This is a genomic window from Reella acinonychis, assembly GCF_052384575.1.
Taxonomy (GTDB): domain Bacteria; phylum Pseudomonadota; class Gammaproteobacteria; order Enterobacterales; family Pasteurellaceae; genus JBQSUQ01.
Window position 1 is genome coordinate 170,593 of the sequence record NZ_JBQSUQ010000004.1, and the last position, 18,052, is coordinate 188,644.

Annotated in this window: 13 protein-coding genes; 6 read left to right on the forward strand and 7 right to left on the reverse strand. The window is 39.0% G+C overall.

Translation table 11 applies throughout. From position 1 onward, the window contains the following. Positions 1-3 precede the first annotated feature (3 nt). Positions 4-837, forward strand: a complete 834-nt coding sequence (gene folP / locus ACT2CV_RS02295; RefSeq protein ID WP_464972632.1) for a dihydropteroate synthase — start codon at positions 4-6, stop codon at positions 835-837. Between the two features lie 17 nt (positions 838-854). Then, positions 855-2,189 carry a phosphoglucosamine mutase gene (glmM, locus tag ACT2CV_RS02300; RefSeq protein WP_464972631.1) on the forward strand — a complete coding sequence of 445 codons (1,335 nt, stop codon included), beginning with the start codon at positions 855-857 and terminating at the stop codon, positions 2,187-2,189. Between the two features lie 121 nt (positions 2,190-2,310). Here glmM and ppc read toward each other — a convergent pair whose 3' ends face one another. Together ppc and purR are read right to left on the reverse strand one after the other, a co-directional pair. Beyond that, complete coding sequence (ppc, locus tag ACT2CV_RS02305; RefSeq protein WP_464972630.1) at positions 2,311-4,953, reverse strand: phosphoenolpyruvate carboxylase; 2,643 nt, start codon at positions 4,951-4,953, stop codon at positions 2,311-2,313. Between the two features lie 248 nt (positions 4,954-5,201). Beyond that, positions 5,202-6,206, reverse strand: a complete 1,005-nt coding sequence (purR, locus tag ACT2CV_RS02310; protein WP_464972629.1) for an HTH-type transcriptional repressor PurR — start codon at positions 6,204-6,206, stop codon at positions 5,202-5,204. A gap of 254 nt (positions 6,207-6,460) precedes the next feature. Here purR and ACT2CV_RS02315 point away from each other — a divergent pair, with 254 nt between their 5' ends. Then, positions 6,461-7,771, forward strand: a complete 1,311-nt coding sequence (locus ACT2CV_RS02315; protein WP_464972628.1) for a hypothetical protein — start codon at positions 6,461-6,463, stop codon at positions 7,769-7,771. Between the two features lie 74 nt (positions 7,772-7,845). On the opposite strand, the gene cydC is transcribed toward ACT2CV_RS02315, so the two are convergent. The 5 genes from cydC to ACT2CV_RS02340 all read right to left on the reverse strand — a co-directional run bounded on the left by cydC (position 7,846) and on the right by ACT2CV_RS02340 (position 14,187). Further along, a complete protein-coding gene (gene cydC, locus ACT2CV_RS02320) occupies positions 7,846-9,570 on the reverse strand; it encodes a heme ABC transporter ATP-binding protein/permease CydC (RefSeq protein WP_464972627.1) in 1,725 nt (574 codons plus the stop codon). A gap of 41 nt (positions 9,571-9,611) precedes the next feature. Beyond that, positions 9,612-11,375: a heme ABC transporter permease/ATP-binding protein CydD gene (cydD, locus tag ACT2CV_RS02325; protein WP_464972626.1), complete on the reverse strand. Its 1,764-nt coding sequence runs from the start codon at positions 11,373-11,375 to the stop codon at positions 9,612-9,614. Between the two features lie 183 nt (positions 11,376-11,558). Beyond that, positions 11,559-12,512, reverse strand: coding sequence for a thioredoxin-disulfide reductase (gene trxB / locus ACT2CV_RS02330; RefSeq protein ID WP_464972625.1), 954 nt, complete (start codon positions 12,510-12,512; stop codon positions 11,559-11,561). Positions 12,513-12,534: 22 nt separating this feature from the next. Then, positions 12,535-13,389: a tetratricopeptide repeat protein gene (locus tag ACT2CV_RS02335; protein ID WP_464972624.1), complete on the reverse strand. Its 855-nt coding sequence runs from the start codon at positions 13,387-13,389 to the stop codon at positions 12,535-12,537. 18 nt (positions 13,390-13,407) lie between these two features. Beyond that, positions 13,408-14,187 carry a Zn-ribbon-containing protein gene (locus ACT2CV_RS02340; protein ID WP_464972623.1) on the reverse strand — a complete coding sequence of 260 codons (780 nt, stop codon included), beginning with the start codon at positions 14,185-14,187 and terminating at the stop codon, positions 13,408-13,410. A gap of 89 nt (positions 14,188-14,276) precedes the next feature. Between ACT2CV_RS02340 and ACT2CV_RS02345 the strand changes: the two genes are divergently transcribed. Genes ACT2CV_RS02345 through ACT2CV_RS02355 form a run of 3 tightly spaced genes read left to right on the forward strand, consistent with a single transcriptional unit; the run spans position 14,277 to position 18,041 of the window. Further along, positions 14,277-14,600, forward strand: a complete 324-nt coding sequence (locus ACT2CV_RS02345; protein ID WP_464974017.1) for a YqcC family protein — start codon at positions 14,277-14,279, stop codon at positions 14,598-14,600. Then, entirely contained in the window at positions 14,593-15,309 is a 717-nt protein-coding gene (gene truC, locus ACT2CV_RS02350) for a tRNA pseudouridine(65) synthase TruC (RefSeq protein ID WP_464972622.1), read from the forward strand. Before ACT2CV_RS02345 ends, truC begins: the two co-directional genes overlap by 8 nt. Positions 15,310-15,350: 41 nt before the next feature. Continuing rightward, a complete protein-coding gene (locus ACT2CV_RS02355) occupies positions 15,351-18,041 on the forward strand; it encodes a copper-translocating P-type ATPase (protein ID WP_464972621.1) in 2,691 nt (896 codons plus the stop codon). The last annotated feature ends 11 nt before the right edge of the window (positions 18,042-18,052 follow it).

Genomic DNA, 18,052 nt, shown 5'->3' on the forward strand with positions numbered 1-18,052 from the left:
AATATGACAGCTCAAATGCTTTATGCAAATGGCAAAAAACTTGATATAACCATCCCTCAAATAATGGGGATTCTTAATTTTACCCCTGATTCCTTTTCTGATAGTGGGCAATTTTTTCAATTAGATAAAGCCTTATTTCAAGTAGAAAAAATGTTAGCAGCAGGCGCGGCCATTATTGATATTGGTGGAGAGTCGACCCGTCCAAATGCGGAGGAAGTAAGTCTTGATGAAGAGCTAAATCGCGTTGTTCCTGTGGTTGAGGCTGTTCATCAACGTTTTGATTGCTGGATTTCTGTAGATAGTTCAAAAGCATTGGTAATGAAAGAAGCCGCGAAAGCAGGGATGGATATGATTAATGATATCCGCGCATTACAAGAACCTGATGCTTTGCAAACTGCGGCGAAATTGGATTTACCAACTTGCATTATGCATATGCAAGGGCAGCCGCGTACTATGCAAACCAATCCACATTATCAAGATGTGGTGCAAGATGTGATGGAATTTCTGCAAAAACGCACCGCACTTTGTCTGCAAGCTGGGATGAAAAAAGAAAATATTATTTGGGATGTGGGTTTTGGTTTTGGTAAAAGTGTTGAACATAATTATCAGCTATTGCAGCAACTATCCAAATTTTGTGAGCAATATCCAGTGTTAGCTGGGCTTTCTCGTAAATCGATGTTAGGCGCTGTCTTGGATAAACCTGTCGGACAACGTATAATTGGCAGCGTAGCTGGCGCATTAATTGCAGCAATGAATGGCGCAAAAATTATTCGTGTGCATGATGTTGAAGAAACGGCAGATGCGTTTAAAATACTCAATGCAACCTATTATAGATAACAACAAAAGGATTCTTTATGGCAAATCGTAAATATTTTGGCACCGATGGTGTGCGTGGCAAAGTGGGGACTTTCCCAATTACACCTGATTTCGCGCTTAAATTAGGCTGGGCTGCGGGTAAAGTATTAGCAACTCAAGGCTCTAAAAAAGTATTAATTGGTAAAGATACGCGTATTTCAGGCTATATGTTAGAGTCAGCGTTAGAAGCTGGCTTAACAGCAGCAGGCTTATCAGCAGTTTTCGTTGGTCCCATGCCTACGCCAGCAGTAGCTTATTTAACCCGTACTTTCCGCGCTGAAGCAGGAGTGGTGATTTCTGCTTCCCATAATCCTTATGATGATAATGGTATTAAATTTTTCTCTTCACAAGGCACCAAATTACCCGATGATGTAGAAGAAGCCATTGAAGCTATGTTAGATCAGCCAATTGATTGTGTGGAATCTGCTGAGCTAGGTAAGGCGAGTCGTATTAATGATGCAGCAGGGCGTTATATTGAATTTTGTAAGGGAACATTCCCAACCCATTTGAGCTTAGAAGGTTATAAAATTGTGGTCGATTGCGCTCATGGTGCGACTTATCATATTGCGCCGAGTGTTATGCGTGAGCTCGGTGCTGAAGTGATTGAAATCGGTACCGAACCGAATGGTCTTAATATTAATGAGCAATGTGGCGCAACAGATGTAAAAGCCTTACAAGCTAAAGTACTAGAAACTGGTGCGGATATTGGACTTGCTTATGATGGCGATGGTGACCGCATTATGATGGTGGATCATTTAGGTAATAAAGTCGATGGTGACCAAATTCTATTTATTATTGCACGTGAAGCATTGCGTTCTGGTAATTTAGAGGGCGGTGTTGTCGGTACTTTAATGAGTAATATGAGCCTTGAAATTGCACTAAAACAGTTGGGTATTCCATTCTTGCGTGCAAATGTGGGCGACCGCTATGTACTAGAAAAAATGCAAGAGAATAATTGGAAATTCGGTGGTGAGAATTCAGGGCATATTATTATTGCGGATAAAAACACCACAGGGGACGGTATTATTGCTTCATTAGCTGTATTAACTGCGATGGTTCAACATAAATTGAGCTTAAATGAACTGGCTGGTGCAGTGAAATTATTCCCTCAAGTGCTATTGAATGTTCGTTTTGCTGGTGGTGCAAATCCATTAGAGAGTGAAGCAGTGAAAGCTGTTGCTGCAGAGGTAGAAAAACGCTTAATTGGCAAAGGGCGCATTTTGTTACGTAAATCGGGAACAGAACCATTAATTCGCGTCATGGTGGAATGTGAAGATGGTGATTTAGCTCAGAAATGTGCGGAAGAAATCGTTGAAGCGGTAAAAGCAAATTAAATAGCATGCAATAAATAAAGTTCGGTGGATTTTTATGAAGTTTTAAAACTCAATGAAAATTCACCGCACTTTTTCTTAGTAACTAAAATCCACCTTCTATGCAGGTGGATTTTTATATTAATTAACCGGTGTTACGCATACCTGCGGCGATCCCTGTAATCGTAATCATTAATGCTTGTTCCAAATCAGGATTTGGATTATCAGGTTGCTGACGAATACGACGTAATAGTTCAACTTGCAATAAGTTGAGCGGGTCAGTATAAACATTGCGCAATGCGATGGATTCTGCAATCCAAGGTAAATCAGACATTAATTGATGCCCTTTGCCTGAAAGCTCCAGTACAGTTTTGATATCTGCACTTAATTGTTCACGTAAGGATTGACCTAAATGCCAAAGCTCTTTTTTCACTAAGAATTGATCATAATGTTCAGATAACCAAGCGTCTGTTTTACTGAATACCATTTCCAACATACCAATTCTTGTATTAAAGAATGGCCAATGTTGACACATTTCTTCTAAGGTTGCTCGTTCATTTTGTTCAATCACCTGTTGTAAAGCAGCCCCAGCACCTAGCCATGCAGGTAACATAAGACGGTTTTGCATCCAAGCAAAGATCCAAGGGATTGCGCGTAAACTTTCAACGCCACCGTTTGGATTACGTTTTGCGGGACGAGATCCTAAAGGTAATTTACCTAATTCTTGCTCAGGCGTTGCGCTGCGGAAGTAAGGTACGAAATCAGGGTTGCCACGTACAACTGAACGGTAGATTTCACAAGATGAGGCGGAGAGTTTGTCCATAATATCTCGCCATTTTGCTTTTGGTTCAGGTGGTGGTAATAAATTCGCTTCTAAAATAGCACTTGCGTAGAGATCGAGCGTTTCAATCGCCACTGCAGGTAAACCTAATTTGAAGCGGATCATTTCGCCTTGTTCAGTTACACGTAAACCATTTTTCAATGAACGAGGTGGTTGGGATAATAAAGCCGCATGTGCTGGTGCACCGCCACGACCAATTGTGCCACCGCGACCATGGAATAAGGTCAATTCAACACCTAATTGTTCACAGAGATTAACCAGGCTTTCTTGTGCACGATATTGTGCCCAAGAAGCAGCGATCATGCCGGCATCTTTCGCACTGTCAGAATAGCCGATCATAACCATTTGTTTATTATTGATGACGCCGCGATACCAACCGATATTAAATAGTTGTCTCATTACTTCTTCTGAAGCGTTTAAGTCATCCAAGGTTTCAAACAGAGGAACAACAGGTAAGTGATAAGGGACTCCAGCTTCTTTTAATAATAAATGAACACCTAATACATCAGATGCGGTACGCGCCATTGAAATAATATAGCAAGAGATAACACCTTCTGGTTGTTCAGCAATCACGCGACAAGTGTCTAATATTTCTTTGGTTGTATCAGAAGGTGTCCAATCACGAGGTAATAATGGGCGGCGAGAGCTTAATTCACGAATTAAAAATGCCTGTTTATCATCTTCCGTCCAATGTGAATAATCGCCTAAACCAATGTAGCGTGTGATTTCTGCAATTGCATCGGTATGGCGCGTGCTTTCTTGACGAATATCTAAATGTAATAAGGTCACGCCAAAGCAAGTAACACGACGCAAACAATCCAACAATAAACCATTGGCAATAATGCGCATGCCACAAGTTGTCAAAGATTGATAACTATCATTTAACGGTTCCCACAATTGCTCATTACAAGTAATAATGTCTTGTTCATTGTAAATAGGTTTACGACCCGCTAATAAATCATTGTGGTAGGCAAGGGTATTGGTTAATTTTGTACGTAATTCCTTCATTACCATACGATATGGCTCAAGGTGATCGCCATATTTCGCACGATATTCTTCCGTACATTGTGCAATAGATAATTCACTGACGAGTTCTTGAATATCCGCTAAAAATAAGTCCGCCGCTTTCCAACGAGCTAAGTAGAGCACTTCTTGCGTGATTTTGGCAGTAACAAATGGGTTTCCGTCGCGATCGCCTCCCATCCATGAGGAAAAACGAAGTGGGATTAAATCGACTGGCAATTCATAGCCTAAATAGGTTTTGGCATTATCATTTAATTGACGGAGAAACGCGGGTACTGCTTGCCATAAACTATTTTCAATAACAGCAAATCCCCATTTGGCTTCTTCAAATGGTGTTGGACGTTGAGTACGAATTTCATTGGTGTGCCACGCTTGCGCGATAAGTTGTAATAAACGACGTTCAATACTTTTACGTTCTGCATCAGTTAAATCATCATGTTCTAATTTGCTTAAACATTTGTTGATTTCCACCTGTTTATGCACTAAAGAACGACGAGTAACCTCTGTTGGATGAGCAGTGAGCACTAATTCAATTAGTAACTTCTCAATTGTTTTAATTACTTTCTCTTTTGGTACATCTTGTTCTTTGAGGCGTTTAAATAATGACTCAATTGAACGAGAAGAAGACACTTCATCATGATGATGGCGCGAAATAGTTTGATATTGTTCCGCAACATTGGTGAGGTTTAAAAATTGGCTAAAAGCACGAGCAACAGGAATGATATTTTCTGTCGTAATTGTCGAAAGAAGATCTAATAATTCTTGTCTCGCTTTATCATCGCCTGAACGAGAGTCACGAGATAATACACGAATTTTCTCGATTAACTCGAGAATATCACTTCCTTGTGCTTCATTAATTGTTTCGCCTAAAAAATGCCCTAACATATTGATGTTATTACGCATTATTGAATACTCTTCAGTCATAAAAATACTCTCTTAAAAATTAAAAATAATGATATAGATATAACGAAAAAAATAAGTGAAATCAAATTTAATGGAAAAATTTATGTATTAGATCAATAAATGTAAATCTGTTTTATATTTTGTTTTAGTATTTCACTTTTTTATTAGAATATTTCTAATTTTGTTAGCTGTTTTGAATTGGCGTGCTGATTTATGAAGAAGGGAGATTGTCAAAAGTGCGGTGGAATTCACCGCACTTTTAGGACAAATTAATTTAATTTTTTGACAGATTTACGGATGACTAATTCTGGATAGGTATCAATCACTTTACGTTCCGTTGATTTAATTTGTATGCGTTCAAATAATAAGCTAATTGCTTGCTGTCCTAAGCGCGATTTAGATTGATGAATGGTTGTGAGTGGTGGTGCATAAAAACGCGAAGCATGGATATTATCATAACCAATGATAGAAATATCTTCAGGCACATTTAAGCCTCGTTCGATGATTGCAGAAATTGCACCCAAAGCCATTACATCGTTACAACAGAAAATGGCACTCGGTATTTTTTCTTGATTGAGAATTTTATTCATACATTCGTAACCATCTTCAGGCTCGAAGAAACCTTCTTGAATCCAATCAGGATTGATATGGAGATTGGCTTCTTTCATTGCTTGTTCGAAACCTTGATAACGATTTTTTGAAATGGTTTTGCATAATTCACCTGCAATAATGCCAATTTCTTTATGCCCATTTTCAATAAGGTGTTTTGTGGCCAAATATCCACCAATCAGGCTGTTGTCTTGAATACGGTCATTATTTTCACTGGCGATCCCCCAGTCCATAATCACCATAGGTACATCATTGAAATTATTAAAGAATTCTAAACTGTCTTGTGCATATTCTGAACACATAATAAGAATGCCATCAACGCGTTTTTTAGCGAGCATTTCTAAGTGATTTTTAATTTTTTCAGGATCATTCTGCGTATTACATAAAAAAAGAGAATAGCCTTGTTTATAGCAATGTTCTTCCACTGCATGAATGATTTCTGCGAAATAAGGGGATTCACTGGTTGTAACAATCATGCCAATGGATTTTGTCGTATTTACTTTTAAGCTACGTGCGACCGCACTCGGCGAATAATTTAGTTGTTGGATTGCATTTAATACAGATTGCTTGGTTTCTTCAGCGACGTGTCTTGTTTTATTTATAACATGGGAAACAGTAGTGGTGGATACACCTGCCATCTTCGCCACATCTTTAATTGTTGCCATAATTCTCTCCTAATTCGTTTTGGCTATTATAGTTTGAAATGCCTGAAAAATGTATGAAAAAATCTATGGGAATAGTAGAACCTTAAGCAATTTTCTCCATTGAGTGAATTATTTGTTAACAGTTATATATTTAAGTGATGACATTATAAACTATTTATAAAAACTCTATCTATAAATGCTACATTGACAGTGATATTGAGTGAAGATTAGAATTTTTAACACATTCCGACCCTAAACCTTTATAGGAGATTGATATGACTATCTATGTATCTAATATATCTGAATTACAAACTGCTTTGTCTTCATCTGACAAAGAAATTGTATTAAAGCACTCAATTATTATTCCTAATGAATTGCACTTGCCAAATGGTTTCTCTCTAAACGCAGATCCAGCTGATCACATCCTTATTGGTTTTGGTAATGGTGGTGGTTTAAAACTAACGGGAAATAATACGGTTAGCAATATTGCTATTCAAACAACGCCCACTGAACGAGCAATTTATATTGATTCCTCCGAAGTCGATTTAGGCAAAATTGCTTTAGAAAATTTGACGGTTACAGGTCAAGTTCAGCTCTTATTAAGAAGACCTAATAGCAAACTCGATCTCTACGTGAATAATTTAGATATTGTTGCCAGTGATAGCCGTAACCGTTCAGAGAAACCTTTAAAATACGGTGTGGTAGTTCATCAGGGTGCATTCACTTTGTATAACTACAATAGCGATAAAGATAGTTTAGTGACTGCAACAATCGAAAATATCCGTATTGGTCGTAAAAATGCTCCTGTGTTAGGAAGTGGTGTCTTTATTGGTGGGTTTAACGATGATGGCGGTAAAGTTATTGTTGAAAAATTAGTCACCGATGAAATTTACTCTAATGGAATGATTCCTTTCGGTCAACCAAATATTATTACTGGTGGTATCTTTATTTTATCAGGCGCTCATGCGAAAGAAATTGATAGCAAAGGCACAGTAACGACCTATGGTGTAAACGATATGGTGCTTGATGTATGGGGCAGCGTTGATAACTGGGTATGTCATAAAGAAATTACCTCTTACGGTACCAGTGGCATTGGCTTTGTGAATTTTGGTATCGTCAAAAATTTTGATGCAAAAGCACCAATTAGAACCTTCGGTAGCGGTGCTCGCGCATTCAACCAATATGATGGTACGATTGAAAGAGCGCGATTCCACAGTTTAACCACTTTTGGCGATGGTTCTATCGGTATCCAAGTAAGTAAGCCTGTGGGAACAATTCACATCAAGCATGACATTCAAACAAATGGTTCTGTTGGTGAATCTTTAGTGAAAGGACAAATTATGACTCTCGCTGCGACAGGGTTAAGTATCCAAGAAGGCGGTGAGATCCAGTCTTTAGTTGTTGGTGGTAACATTGAAACAAAAGGCGATAAAGTGACCACTTTAGAAATCAATAAAGGTAAACTTCTCAAATGCCAAATTGATGGAACAATCCAAGCTCTTGGCGAAAATGCAAAAACCTTAAATGTGACAGCAGAAAGCCTTGATAAGAAAATCCTAACGGAATTAGAAAGCAAAATTGCTTAATGAATCACATACAAAAAAGACCGCATTTGCGGTCTTTTTTTACATCATTATTTTAAAGTGCGGTGCATTTTTGCCTAAATTCGTTGCATTAATCTATTGAAATAACCCATTGGTTTGTTTACTAATTGTTGGAAAGAACCTTGTTCTACAATGCAAGCATTATCAACCACAACAATTTGATCAAATTGTTCTATTGCAGTTAAGCGATGTGTAACCATAATTAAGGTTTTGTCATGGCAATGTTGAAGAATTAATTCAATCACTTGGCGTTCTGTTTCGCGATCTAAACCTTCTGTAGGTTCATCCAGTAATAAAATTGGTGCATCGTTTAATAAAATACGCGCTAATCCTAAACGGCGTTGTTCTCCTCCTGATAATGGGCGACCGCCATCACCTAACCATTGCTCTAATCCTTGCTCCAATAAGGAAGATAAGCCTACCGCATGAAGTACTTCAACCATTTTTTCATCGGTAATTTGTTGTGCGTTCGCAATTTGTAAATTATTGCGTAAGGTATCGCTAAAAACATGCACACGTTGGGTTAAGAAACAAAATTGTTCACGTAAACAGGCTTCAGTATAATCTGCGAGCAAATGTTGTCCTAACCAAATATGCCCCTCATTAGCATCATAATTTCTTACTAATAATTGTAATAATGTAGATTTTCCACTCCCAGTTTTGCCTAAAATCGCGGTTTTAGAACCTGTAGGAATTTGCATATTGATCTGTTTTAATGCAATTTCTTCTCGTTGAGGATAATAAAAACTGACATTTTCAATATTGAGTAAAATAGCCGATTTTTGCACCGCACTTTGTTGCCCATTGAACTGCACTAAAGGCGATTGTTCTGTAATTTCTGTTACGCGCTCAGCACTGGCAACTACTTGTCCAATGTGAAGGAAAGCAGCGCCTAATGGCATCAGAATTTCAAAGGCAGCAAGGGTAGCGGTGGTAAATAACGCGATAAAGGCAAAGCGATAGGTATCAGAACCAAAGTCCATTTCTGAGGCAAGCCATAGGGTTAGCACCACTAATAATCCATTGGAAAATAAAGAAAGTGCGGTGGATAATCCGGATAAATTGCTTTCCCGCTGTTGATAATCTTGCCACTGTTGTTCCGTTGTATTCAGTTGTTGCTTTAACTTCGCTTCCGCATCAAATAATAATAATTCTGCCTGCGCTTGAATAAACTCAATAAATTGAACGCGGTATGCTGAACGGGATTGGGTTAATTTCACACCAAATTGTTTGCCCAAATGGTAAAAAATGGTAGGAATGATTAACAGCAAAATGAATAAGATTGCACCAATTAATAGGGCTAGTGACACATTAAATAAACTCAAACCGATAGTCATAAATAGAATGACCACAATCGCGCTGATAAAAGGCGCGATGAGGCGTAAATAAAGGCTATCTAATGTATCAATATCGGCCACTAAACGGTTGAGTAAATCGCTGTTACGATAGCGATTTAATACGGCTGGCGAAAGCGGAATGATTTTACTGAAAACCTGCACGCGTAGTTTGGCAAGTACACGAAAAGTCGCGTCATGGGTCACTAATTTTTCAAAATAGCGCGCTGCCGTTCGACCAATGGCTAATCCTCGCACGCTAGCGGACGGATAGAAAAAGTTAAATAGCGTACCTGCTCCAGCAATCGCAGTGGCAGCAAGAAACCAGCCTGATACACTTAATAATCCAATGCTGGCAGCCAATCCAGTAATCATTAACACTAAGCCTAAAAATAATGGCCATTTATTGTGTTTGAATAAGGGTAAAAAAGGGAGTAGTGAACGCATATTTTTATATTTTCCAAAACAGATAAATTTTACACCGCACTTTACTGCACATCTTGCTTGCGCTGCGCTAATAATGTTGCAAAATAGCCTTGATCTTTAAGTTGATCATAATGCCCTTGTTGTACGATTTCGCCTTGTTGCATGACGAAAATTTGATCGCATTGTTTGAGGTCTTCAATACGGTGAGTAATCATCAATGTTGTTTGTTGTTGGCTAATTTGTGCAAGGGTCGTTAGAATTTGATTTTCTGATTGCGCATCTAGGCTTGCAGTGGGTTCATCAAGTAATAATAAATTTCCTTTTCTCAATAGTGCGCGCGTAATGGCAAGGCGTTGTGCCTGACCAACAGATAATCCCACGCCACCTTCTTTAATCTCCGTATTTAATCCGATGCGATCAGTAAATTCTTTTGCATTTGCTTGTTCTAATGCAGTTTCAATTTCTTGTGGTAGCGCTTGAATGTCGCCTAATAATAGGTTTTCTTTAATGCTACCTTGTAGCAACAATGGGTTTTGTCCTACCCAAGCAATTTGTTTGCGCCATTGAGTGAGATCGCATTGATTTAATTCAACATGATTGATTTTTAGGCTGCCTTGATAAGGTAAAAAACCGAGTAACACATTGATGAGAGAGGTTTTCCCTGCGCCACTTTGTCCCACTAAAGCGATATGAGCTTTGGCAGGGATCTTGAAATTCAGTGGTTGAGTTAGAGCTTTACCTTCAGGCGAAAGCACCACTAAATTTTCTGCTTGAATTTCCACCGCACTTTGATGAGGAATTTGTTGTTGAGCCTGTGATTGAGCCGTTTGGTAATCGCTTTCTAAAAATGTCACAATGGCATCTGCTGCACCAATACCCGCAGAACGATCATGATAATAGGTGCCGAGATCGCGCAATGGTTGATAAAATTCAGGCGCTAAGATTAAGCAGAAAAAGCCGGTGAACAAGCTGATTGAGGTGCCCATTGAGCCAAATTCAATTTGCCCTAAATAACTAAAGCCAAAATAAACCGCCATGATAGCAATGGAAATAGAGGTGAAAAACTCCAGTACAGAAGAGGATAAGAATGCGAGTTTTAACACATCCATAGTGGTTTTGCGGAAATCTTCCGTTGATTTTTCAATATGTTTAGTTTGATCTAAAGTGCGGTTAAAAAGTCGTAAAGTTTCTAAACCTCGTAATCGGTCCAGAAATTGTGCACTTAATTTAGCCAGCGTATCCATATTTTGCTGGCTTTTATCCGCAGCGGCTAAACCTACAATAATCATAAAAAGAGGGATCAAGGGGGCTGTTAGCAACATAATTAACCCGGCAACCCAATTGAGAGGAAAGATAGCGATCAGGATAACCACGGGTACAATAACGGAAAGCATTTGTTGAGGCAAATAACGTGCGTAGAAATTGTGTAGATTTTCTACTTGTTCCAGCATAAGACTTGCCCAACTGCCAGCTGGTTTGCCATTGATCGTGGCGGGTCCCACTTGATGAATTTTATCTAAAATTTGTTGGCGAATATGATTACGTAATTGTTGACCGCATTTAAAACCAATTTTTTCGCGCCAATAAAGGATGGCAGCGCGAATCGCAAAGCAACAGAGCAATGTGATAAATTGGGGGATTAAGGTGTTGCGATCGGTGCGTAATATCACAAAATGTTGTAATAAATTTGCTAACAGCCAGGTTTGTCCAATTAAGAATAATGATGATAGCGTTGCTAATCCTACATTAAGATTTAATAATTTTTTGACAGGTTGTTGCTGTGCTCGCAACCATTTAAACAAATATTTCTGACGCTGTTTTTCCATGTTTTTATTACAACAAATTTAAAGAAGGAATTGTAAAATTACCCCAAATAAAGTGCGGTGCATTTTTATTAAGTTTTGGAAGTTAGGATTCTACAAGAAATCTAACCTAAACGCATTACTTTATCTGGGGTGATTTTGTACTCAATTTAAGGTATTTTTCTATGCGAAATACCTTGATTGGTATTAATTTTGTGCATCTAAGAAACGCTCTGCATCCAATGCTGCCATACAGCCTGTGCCAGCAGAAGTAATGGCTTGACGATAGTTGTGATCCATTACATCGCCTGCCGCAAAGACGCCTTCAACAGAGGTGGCAGTGGCGTTGCCTTCTAAGCCTGATTTCACCACAATATAGCCATTGTTTAACGCTAATTGGTTTTGGAAAATCTCCGTATTTGGCGCGTGACCGATAGCAACAAAAACACCATCTAATTTTAATTCTTCAGTCGTATCAGATTGCGTATCTTTTAAGCGTAATCCTGTGACGCCCATATTGTCGCCTAAGACTTCATCTAAAGTGCGGTTGGTATGAAGAATAATTTTGCCTTCTTCCACTTTTTTCATTAAACGATCAACTAAGATCTTTTCTGCACGAAAACTATCGCGACGGTGAATTAAATGTACTTCTGAGGCAATATTGGCTAAATATAATGCTTCTTCCACCGCAGTATTACCGCCACCAATGACAGCAACAGGTTTATTGCGATAGAAAAAACCATCGCAAGTGGCACAAGCGGACACTCCACGACCTTTGAACGCTTCTTCTGAAGGCAAACCAATGTAGCGAGCAGAGGCGCCTGTTGCGATAATTAATGCATCGCAAGTGAAGGTTTGCATATCGCCATATAATGTAAATGGGCGACTAGAAAGATCCACTTTATGAATGTGATCAAAGACAATTTCGGTATCGAATTTTTCCGCATGTTGTAGCATGCGTTGCATTAATTCTGGGCCTGTAGTTTCTGCAAAATCGCCTGGCCAGTTTTCAATTTCAGTGGTGGTAGTAAGCTGTCCACCTTGTTGTAATCCTGTCACTAAAACAGGTTTTAAATTTGCACGAGCCGCATAAATAGCTGCAGTATAGCCTGCTGGGCCTGAACCTAAAATTAATAATTTACAATGTTTGGTATCTGACATAAAAAATCCTTATTTAAACAAATTAATATAATAATGAATATAATGAACGACGATATTTATTGGCAATTGGATCTGTGCCTAAGGCGGAAATAATGGCAAGGAATTGCTGTTTCACTTCGCCATTTTGGGCAGATAAATCTTGCTTCAAAATATCAAATAATAGGCTTAACGCTTCCTCATTTCTATTAGCTTGGTTTAATTGAACCGCTAATTTTAATGCGATTTCAGGGGTTGGATTCTTTTTATAATCCGCTTCTAATTGCTGAATTTCTGGCGTATCCGCTGCTTTAATTAATAACTCAATTTCTGATTGCAAACTATGCCAACGACTATCACGATCTTGCAATGGAATTTGATTTAAAATCTCCAACGCCGGCTCTGTTTTCTTCATCGCAACATAGGTTTCGGCATAAATTAACGCGATATCACTATTTTTTTGATCAGAGAGTAACCATGCCTCTTTTAATAATGGCAAAGCGGCGTCGTAATTTTCTGCCTCTAAATAATCAAGGGCTAAATTATATTTAATTTCTTCCTCTTTCGGTAGAATTTGGCTAAGACGTTGTTTTAATTGTTCTTCTGGCAACGCCATTTGGAACGCATCGACCGCTTGTGCTTCTTTGAATAAATAGGTTGTTGGCAACGCTTGAATACCAAATTGCATGAGAATATTTTGCTCGGTTTCGCAATTCACTTTTCCTAGTAAGAATTGCCCTTGGCATTGTTCACAATACTGTTCAAAAAGTGCGGTGAATTTTAGCGAAGTTTCATGACTTGGCGCATAAAACACAATCGCCAGTGGCGTGTTTTGCGAACGTTGTAAGATTTCTGTGAGGTTGTGTTCAGTTACATCAATAATATAGTTGCTCATGTTCATTCCTTTAAAATGTATTATTTATAAGCAATTCCAAGAAATATTTGATACAAGACGACAAGTATCACATTTAAAATGAAAAATATCTAATATTGGAGTGGATAATGTCCATTTCCCTTGGCAAATAGGACAACGACGTTGTTGTTCTTGCTCATAATCTTTGGCACCGACGCGATATAAATAGTAATAGGTGGGCGTGCCTGTTTGTTGTTCCACTTCTTTCGCCAAAGCATAGCCATGCTTAAATAAATGGCTATCAACATTGGAAATTTCAAGTAGCGCCTGTTGTTCAAGGGTTGAACCATTCATTTGTAGCTGATCGCAAGCTTGCCAATTTTCTTGCCATTTTATTAAATCCATACTTAAGTGCGGTTGATTTTTTAAGGATTTATACAAAGGGATTGGCGCTAAATTTTCCCCATTATGCAAGGGTGAACAGGATTGCAAATGAGTAGTATAAAGTACTTGCCAATCAATCTGGTCTTCATTGGTTTGATCAGAATTAAAGTCTTCCGCCACAATTTGAAAACTCTCTAAATTTACACCGCACTTTTGTAACTTTGCTAAGCAATCTTGCACAGGTTGGTTGTTGTTATCAAATAATAAGCTATGTTGTTCGGGGCAAATGACACGAATACCAAAACCATTACTTTGTTCTTGTTCCGCTAAAAATAAGGGGATTTCACGCCCTATAATTTGCCCGTTATAACGCCATTGATCAATTAATTGATTTAATAACAACATTTGTTGTTCATTTTGTTGGGTTTGATTATGCGTGAAAAAAATATCGATTATGTACATAGGGGTTGAATTTTGCTTAGCTTGTGCAATATATTAGCACATCAACGATTAAAAAGCTTAAATGGCTTTCTGAAAACGCTAACGCTATGATGAAAAAACAAACGCAAAAATATTTAGATCAACTCCAACAAACCTTGCAAGAACTTGCCTTTTGGCAAAGTATGCCGCCTTCGGCAGAAGCCTTATCTAGCACTGAACCTTTTGCTATCGATCATTTAAGTGCAACGGAATGGTTGCAATGGATTTTTATTCCAAGAATGACCGCACTTTGTGAGAGTGAGCTACCATTACCTCGTAATATGGCAATATCGCCTTATATTGAAGAAGCATTGAAAGATCACGAGCAATTGGCGAAATTGTTAGCGCCAATTCTTGCGATTGAACAGTTATTACAAGGCGAACAACGTGCTTGAAATTTTATATCAAGATGAGTTTATCATCGCGGTAAATAAACCTGCGGGAATGTTGGTGCATCGCAGTTGGCTCGATCCTCATGAAACGCAGTTTGTGATGCAAACATTAAGGGATCAAATTGGACAACATGTTTTTCCAATTCATCGCTTAGATCGCCCCACTTCAGGTGTTCTATTATTTGCTTTAAACCCTGAAATTGCCAATTTGTTGTGCCAGCAATTTGAAAATAAAGTGGTAGAAAAGTCTTATTTGGCTGTGGTGCGTGGCTATTTAACGGGCGAGGAAAAAATTGATTATCCTTTGAAAGTACAAAGAGATAAAATTGCGGATAAGTTTGCTCAGCAAGAAAAAGAAGCACAAAGTGCGGTGACAATTTATCAAGGTTTACAACAAGCTGAAATGCCTTGGTCGGTAGGAAAATATCAAACATCGCGTTATTCTCTTGTGCGTTTAATGCCACAAACAGGGCGAAAACATCAGCTTCGTCGCCATATGAAGCATATTTTTCATCCTATTTTGGGCGATACTCAATATGGTGATTTACATCAAAATCGCGCATTAACTCAGCATACAGAAGTTGCGCGATTAATGTTGCATGCAGAAAGGCTAGCTTTTTCTCATCCCGTAACAGAACAACACTTGACCATTCAAGCAGGATTAGATTTGCAATGGCAAAGACTGTTTGAACGGTTTAATTGGACTATTTAATTTATTGTTAGATTGGCAAATATCAAATTAAGGAGAATATTATGTCAACAATTGTTTTAGCATTAGGCGATCTCTCTTGTGGACATTGCGTTAAAGCAGTGCAAAAAGTGCTAACAAATATGGAGGGCGTAGAGCAAGCAGAGGTAAGTTTACAGTTTGCCAAAATCGTGGGCGAAGTCGATGCGCAAAAATTAATTGATACTATTGTTGAGGCTGGTTATCAAGCCAAACTTGCACAAGCGGACGCTTTATTGGCGTTATCGGGTTTGAACTGCGGACACTGTGTGAAAAGCGTGGAAAAAGCTTTAAGTGCGGTGGAAAATTTGGATGTTTTTGAAGTCAGCAAAACTGAAGCTAAACTTTATGGCAAGTTAGATGTAAACAATGCAATAAAAGCCATTATTGACGCCGGATTCGAGGCGGAATTAGTGACTAGCCCAAAGTCTGATCTACCAACACAAACCTGTACAGAGCCTGATCCTGTGGTGGTAGAGCTAAAAAATGATCAGGCAATCAATGACGAGCTGCCACAATATCATTTTCTATTGACGGGAATGAGCTGTGCAGCTTGTGTCGCTAAAGTGCAAAAAGCCATACAAGCAGTGGACAATGTGCAATATGTACAAGTTAATCTTGCTGAATCCACTGCATTAGTCAATGGTGAAATCGATCCTCAACATGTAATTCAATCTGTTGTTCATGCGGGTTATGGTGCAGAACTCATTGAAGATGAACAAACTCACCGAGAAAAGCAACACCATTTTATTCAATCGGAAATAAAGCAACGTCGTTGGCAGGCCATATTGGCTTTATTGGTTGGATTTGGCTTGTTTTTCTGGATGATTTTGGGCGGACAAACACAAGTCACGCCACAAAACCAGCAAAATTGGCTCATCGTTAGTTTCGTTGTTCTCGTTGTTATTGGATTAACTGGTGGGCATTTTTATCGACGAGCTTGGCAAAATTTACGTAATCGTACCGCTACCATGGATACTTTAGTCGCCTTAGGTACTGGTATGGCTTGGCTTTATTCCACTGTACTGGTATTGAATGTGGATTTTTTCCCAGAACATTCTCGCCATCTGTATTTTGAAAGTAGCGCTATGATTATTGGATTAATCAATGTGGGTAAAATGCTTGAAGCGAAAGCGAAGCAACGTTCTTCTAAGGCGTTGGAACGCTTATTGGATTTAACCCCTAAAACCGCGAGAGTTGTGGGCGAGCAAGGTGAATATGATTTGCCTATTCAACAGGTACAAACCCAGATGATTTTGCGTTTACAGACTGGAGATCGTGTTTCGGTTGATGGTTCAGTTATTCAAGGTGAAGCTTGGATTGATGAGAGTATGCTTACTGGTGAGCCATTGGCGATACATAAGCAAATTGGCGATAAGGTCAGCGCCGGAACGGTAGTCAATGATGGGACCTTATTATTTCGTGCAGAGCAGGTCGGTAAGCAAACCAAATTAGCCAATATTATTCGTTTAGTGCGTCAGGCACAAAGTAGTAAACCTAAAATTGGGCAATTAGCTGATCAAATCGCGAATTGGTTTGTGCCAGTGGTGATTGTGATTGCACTCATCGCTGCGATAACTTGGTATTTAATTACCCAACAAATTGCCTATGCTTTTGTGGTTTTAACCACCGTTCTTATTATTGCTTGCCCATGTGCTTTAGGCTTAGCCACTCCAATGTCGATTATTGCTGGCGTTGGTCGTGCGGCAGAATTAGGCATATTAGTTCGTGATGCCGATGCGTTACAAAAAGCATCACAAGCGGATACCATTGTTTTTGACAAAACCGGTACGCTAACGGAAGGTAAGCCGCAGGTGACGGACATTTATACCTTCAATGGTTTTGATGAAAAAAGTGCGGTGCAATTTGCGGCAAGTTTGGAGCAAGGGGCGAATCATCCTTTAGCAAAAGCCATTTTGGATTATGCACAAGACATGGCATTGGAAGAACCACAACAATTTAGTACATTAAAAGGGATGGGGGTAAAAGGGCATATCGCTAACAAAATGGTGCTGTTGGGCAATGCAAAATTTTTACAACAGCACGAAATTGATGTACAAATTGCGGAACATGAATTTACTCAACTCTATCATAAAGGTGCCACTGTTGTTTTCTTAGCCATCGATCTGCAACTTGCCGCAATTTTTGCTATACGTGATCCATTACGCCAAGAAACTGTGACAGCTATTCAACGTTTGCATAAACAAGGCTATCAATTGGTCATGTTGACGGGGGATCAGGAAAAAACAGCTCAAGTTATTGCAAAAGAAGTGGGGATTGAACAGGTAATTGCAGGTGTATTGCCGGAAGGAAAAGCGCAAGCTATTCAACAATTACAGCAACAAGGACTAAAAGTCGTGATGGTTGGCGATGGTATTAATGATGCTCCGGCACTGGCACAAGCGGATGTGAGTATTGCGATGGGAAGCGGTAGTGATATTGCGATTGAAACCGCTGAATTAACCTTAATGCGACATAGCATTGACGCCATTGCTGATTCTTTATCTTTGGCTAAAGGCACTTTACAGAATATGAAACAAAATCTATTTTTTGCCTTTATTTATAACAGCTTAGGGATTCCTTTGGCAGCAGGCGTATTCTATCCTTGGTTAGGTGTATTGCTTAACCCAATGGTTGGTGGCGCAGCTATGGCATTTTCATCCATCACCGTTGCTAGCAATGCCAATCGCTTATTACGTTTTAAACCTAAATCTTAAAAAAGTGCGGT

What these genes read in the sequence shown, in the direction of transcription:
- cydC (WP_464972627.1), bottom strand. Translation starts at nt 9,570, where the DNA reads ATGCGTTCACTACTCCCTTTTTTACCCTTATTCAAACACAATAAATGG.
- ACT2CV_RS02335 (WP_464972624.1), bottom strand. Translation starts at nt 13,389, where the DNA reads ATGAACATGAGCAACTATATTATTGATGTAACTGAACACAACCTCACA.
- ACT2CV_RS02345 (WP_464974017.1), top strand. Translation starts at nt 14,277, where the DNA reads ATGAAAAAACAAACGCAAAAATATTTAGATCAACTCCAACAAACCTTG.
- folP (WP_464972632.1), top strand. Translation starts at nt 4, where the DNA reads ATGACAGCTCAAATGCTTTATGCAAATGGCAAAAAACTTGATATAACC.
- trxB (WP_464972625.1), bottom strand. Translation starts at nt 12,512, where the DNA reads ATGTCAGATACCAAACATTGTAAATTATTAATTTTAGGTTCAGGCCCA.
- ACT2CV_RS02340 (WP_464972623.1), bottom strand. Translation starts at nt 14,187, where the DNA reads ATGTACATAATCGATATTTTTTTCACGCATAATCAAACCCAACAAAAT.
- cydD (WP_464972626.1), bottom strand. Translation starts at nt 11,375, where the DNA reads ATGGAAAAACAGCGTCAGAAATATTTGTTTAAATGGTTGCGAGCACAG.
- glmM (WP_464972631.1), top strand. Translation starts at nt 855, where the DNA reads ATGGCAAATCGTAAATATTTTGGCACCGATGGTGTGCGTGGCAAAGTG.
- ppc (WP_464972630.1), bottom strand. Translation starts at nt 4,953, where the DNA reads ATGACTGAAGAGTATTCAATAATGCGTAATAACATCAATATGTTAGGG.
- ACT2CV_RS02315 (WP_464972628.1), top strand. Translation starts at nt 6,461, where the DNA reads ATGACTATCTATGTATCTAATATATCTGAATTACAAACTGCTTTGTCT.
- purR (WP_464972629.1), bottom strand. Translation starts at nt 6,206, where the DNA reads ATGGCAACAATTAAAGATGTGGCGAAGATGGCAGGTGTATCCACCACT.
- ACT2CV_RS02355 (WP_464972621.1), top strand. Translation starts at nt 15,351, where the DNA reads ATGTCAACAATTGTTTTAGCATTAGGCGATCTCTCTTGTGGACATTGC.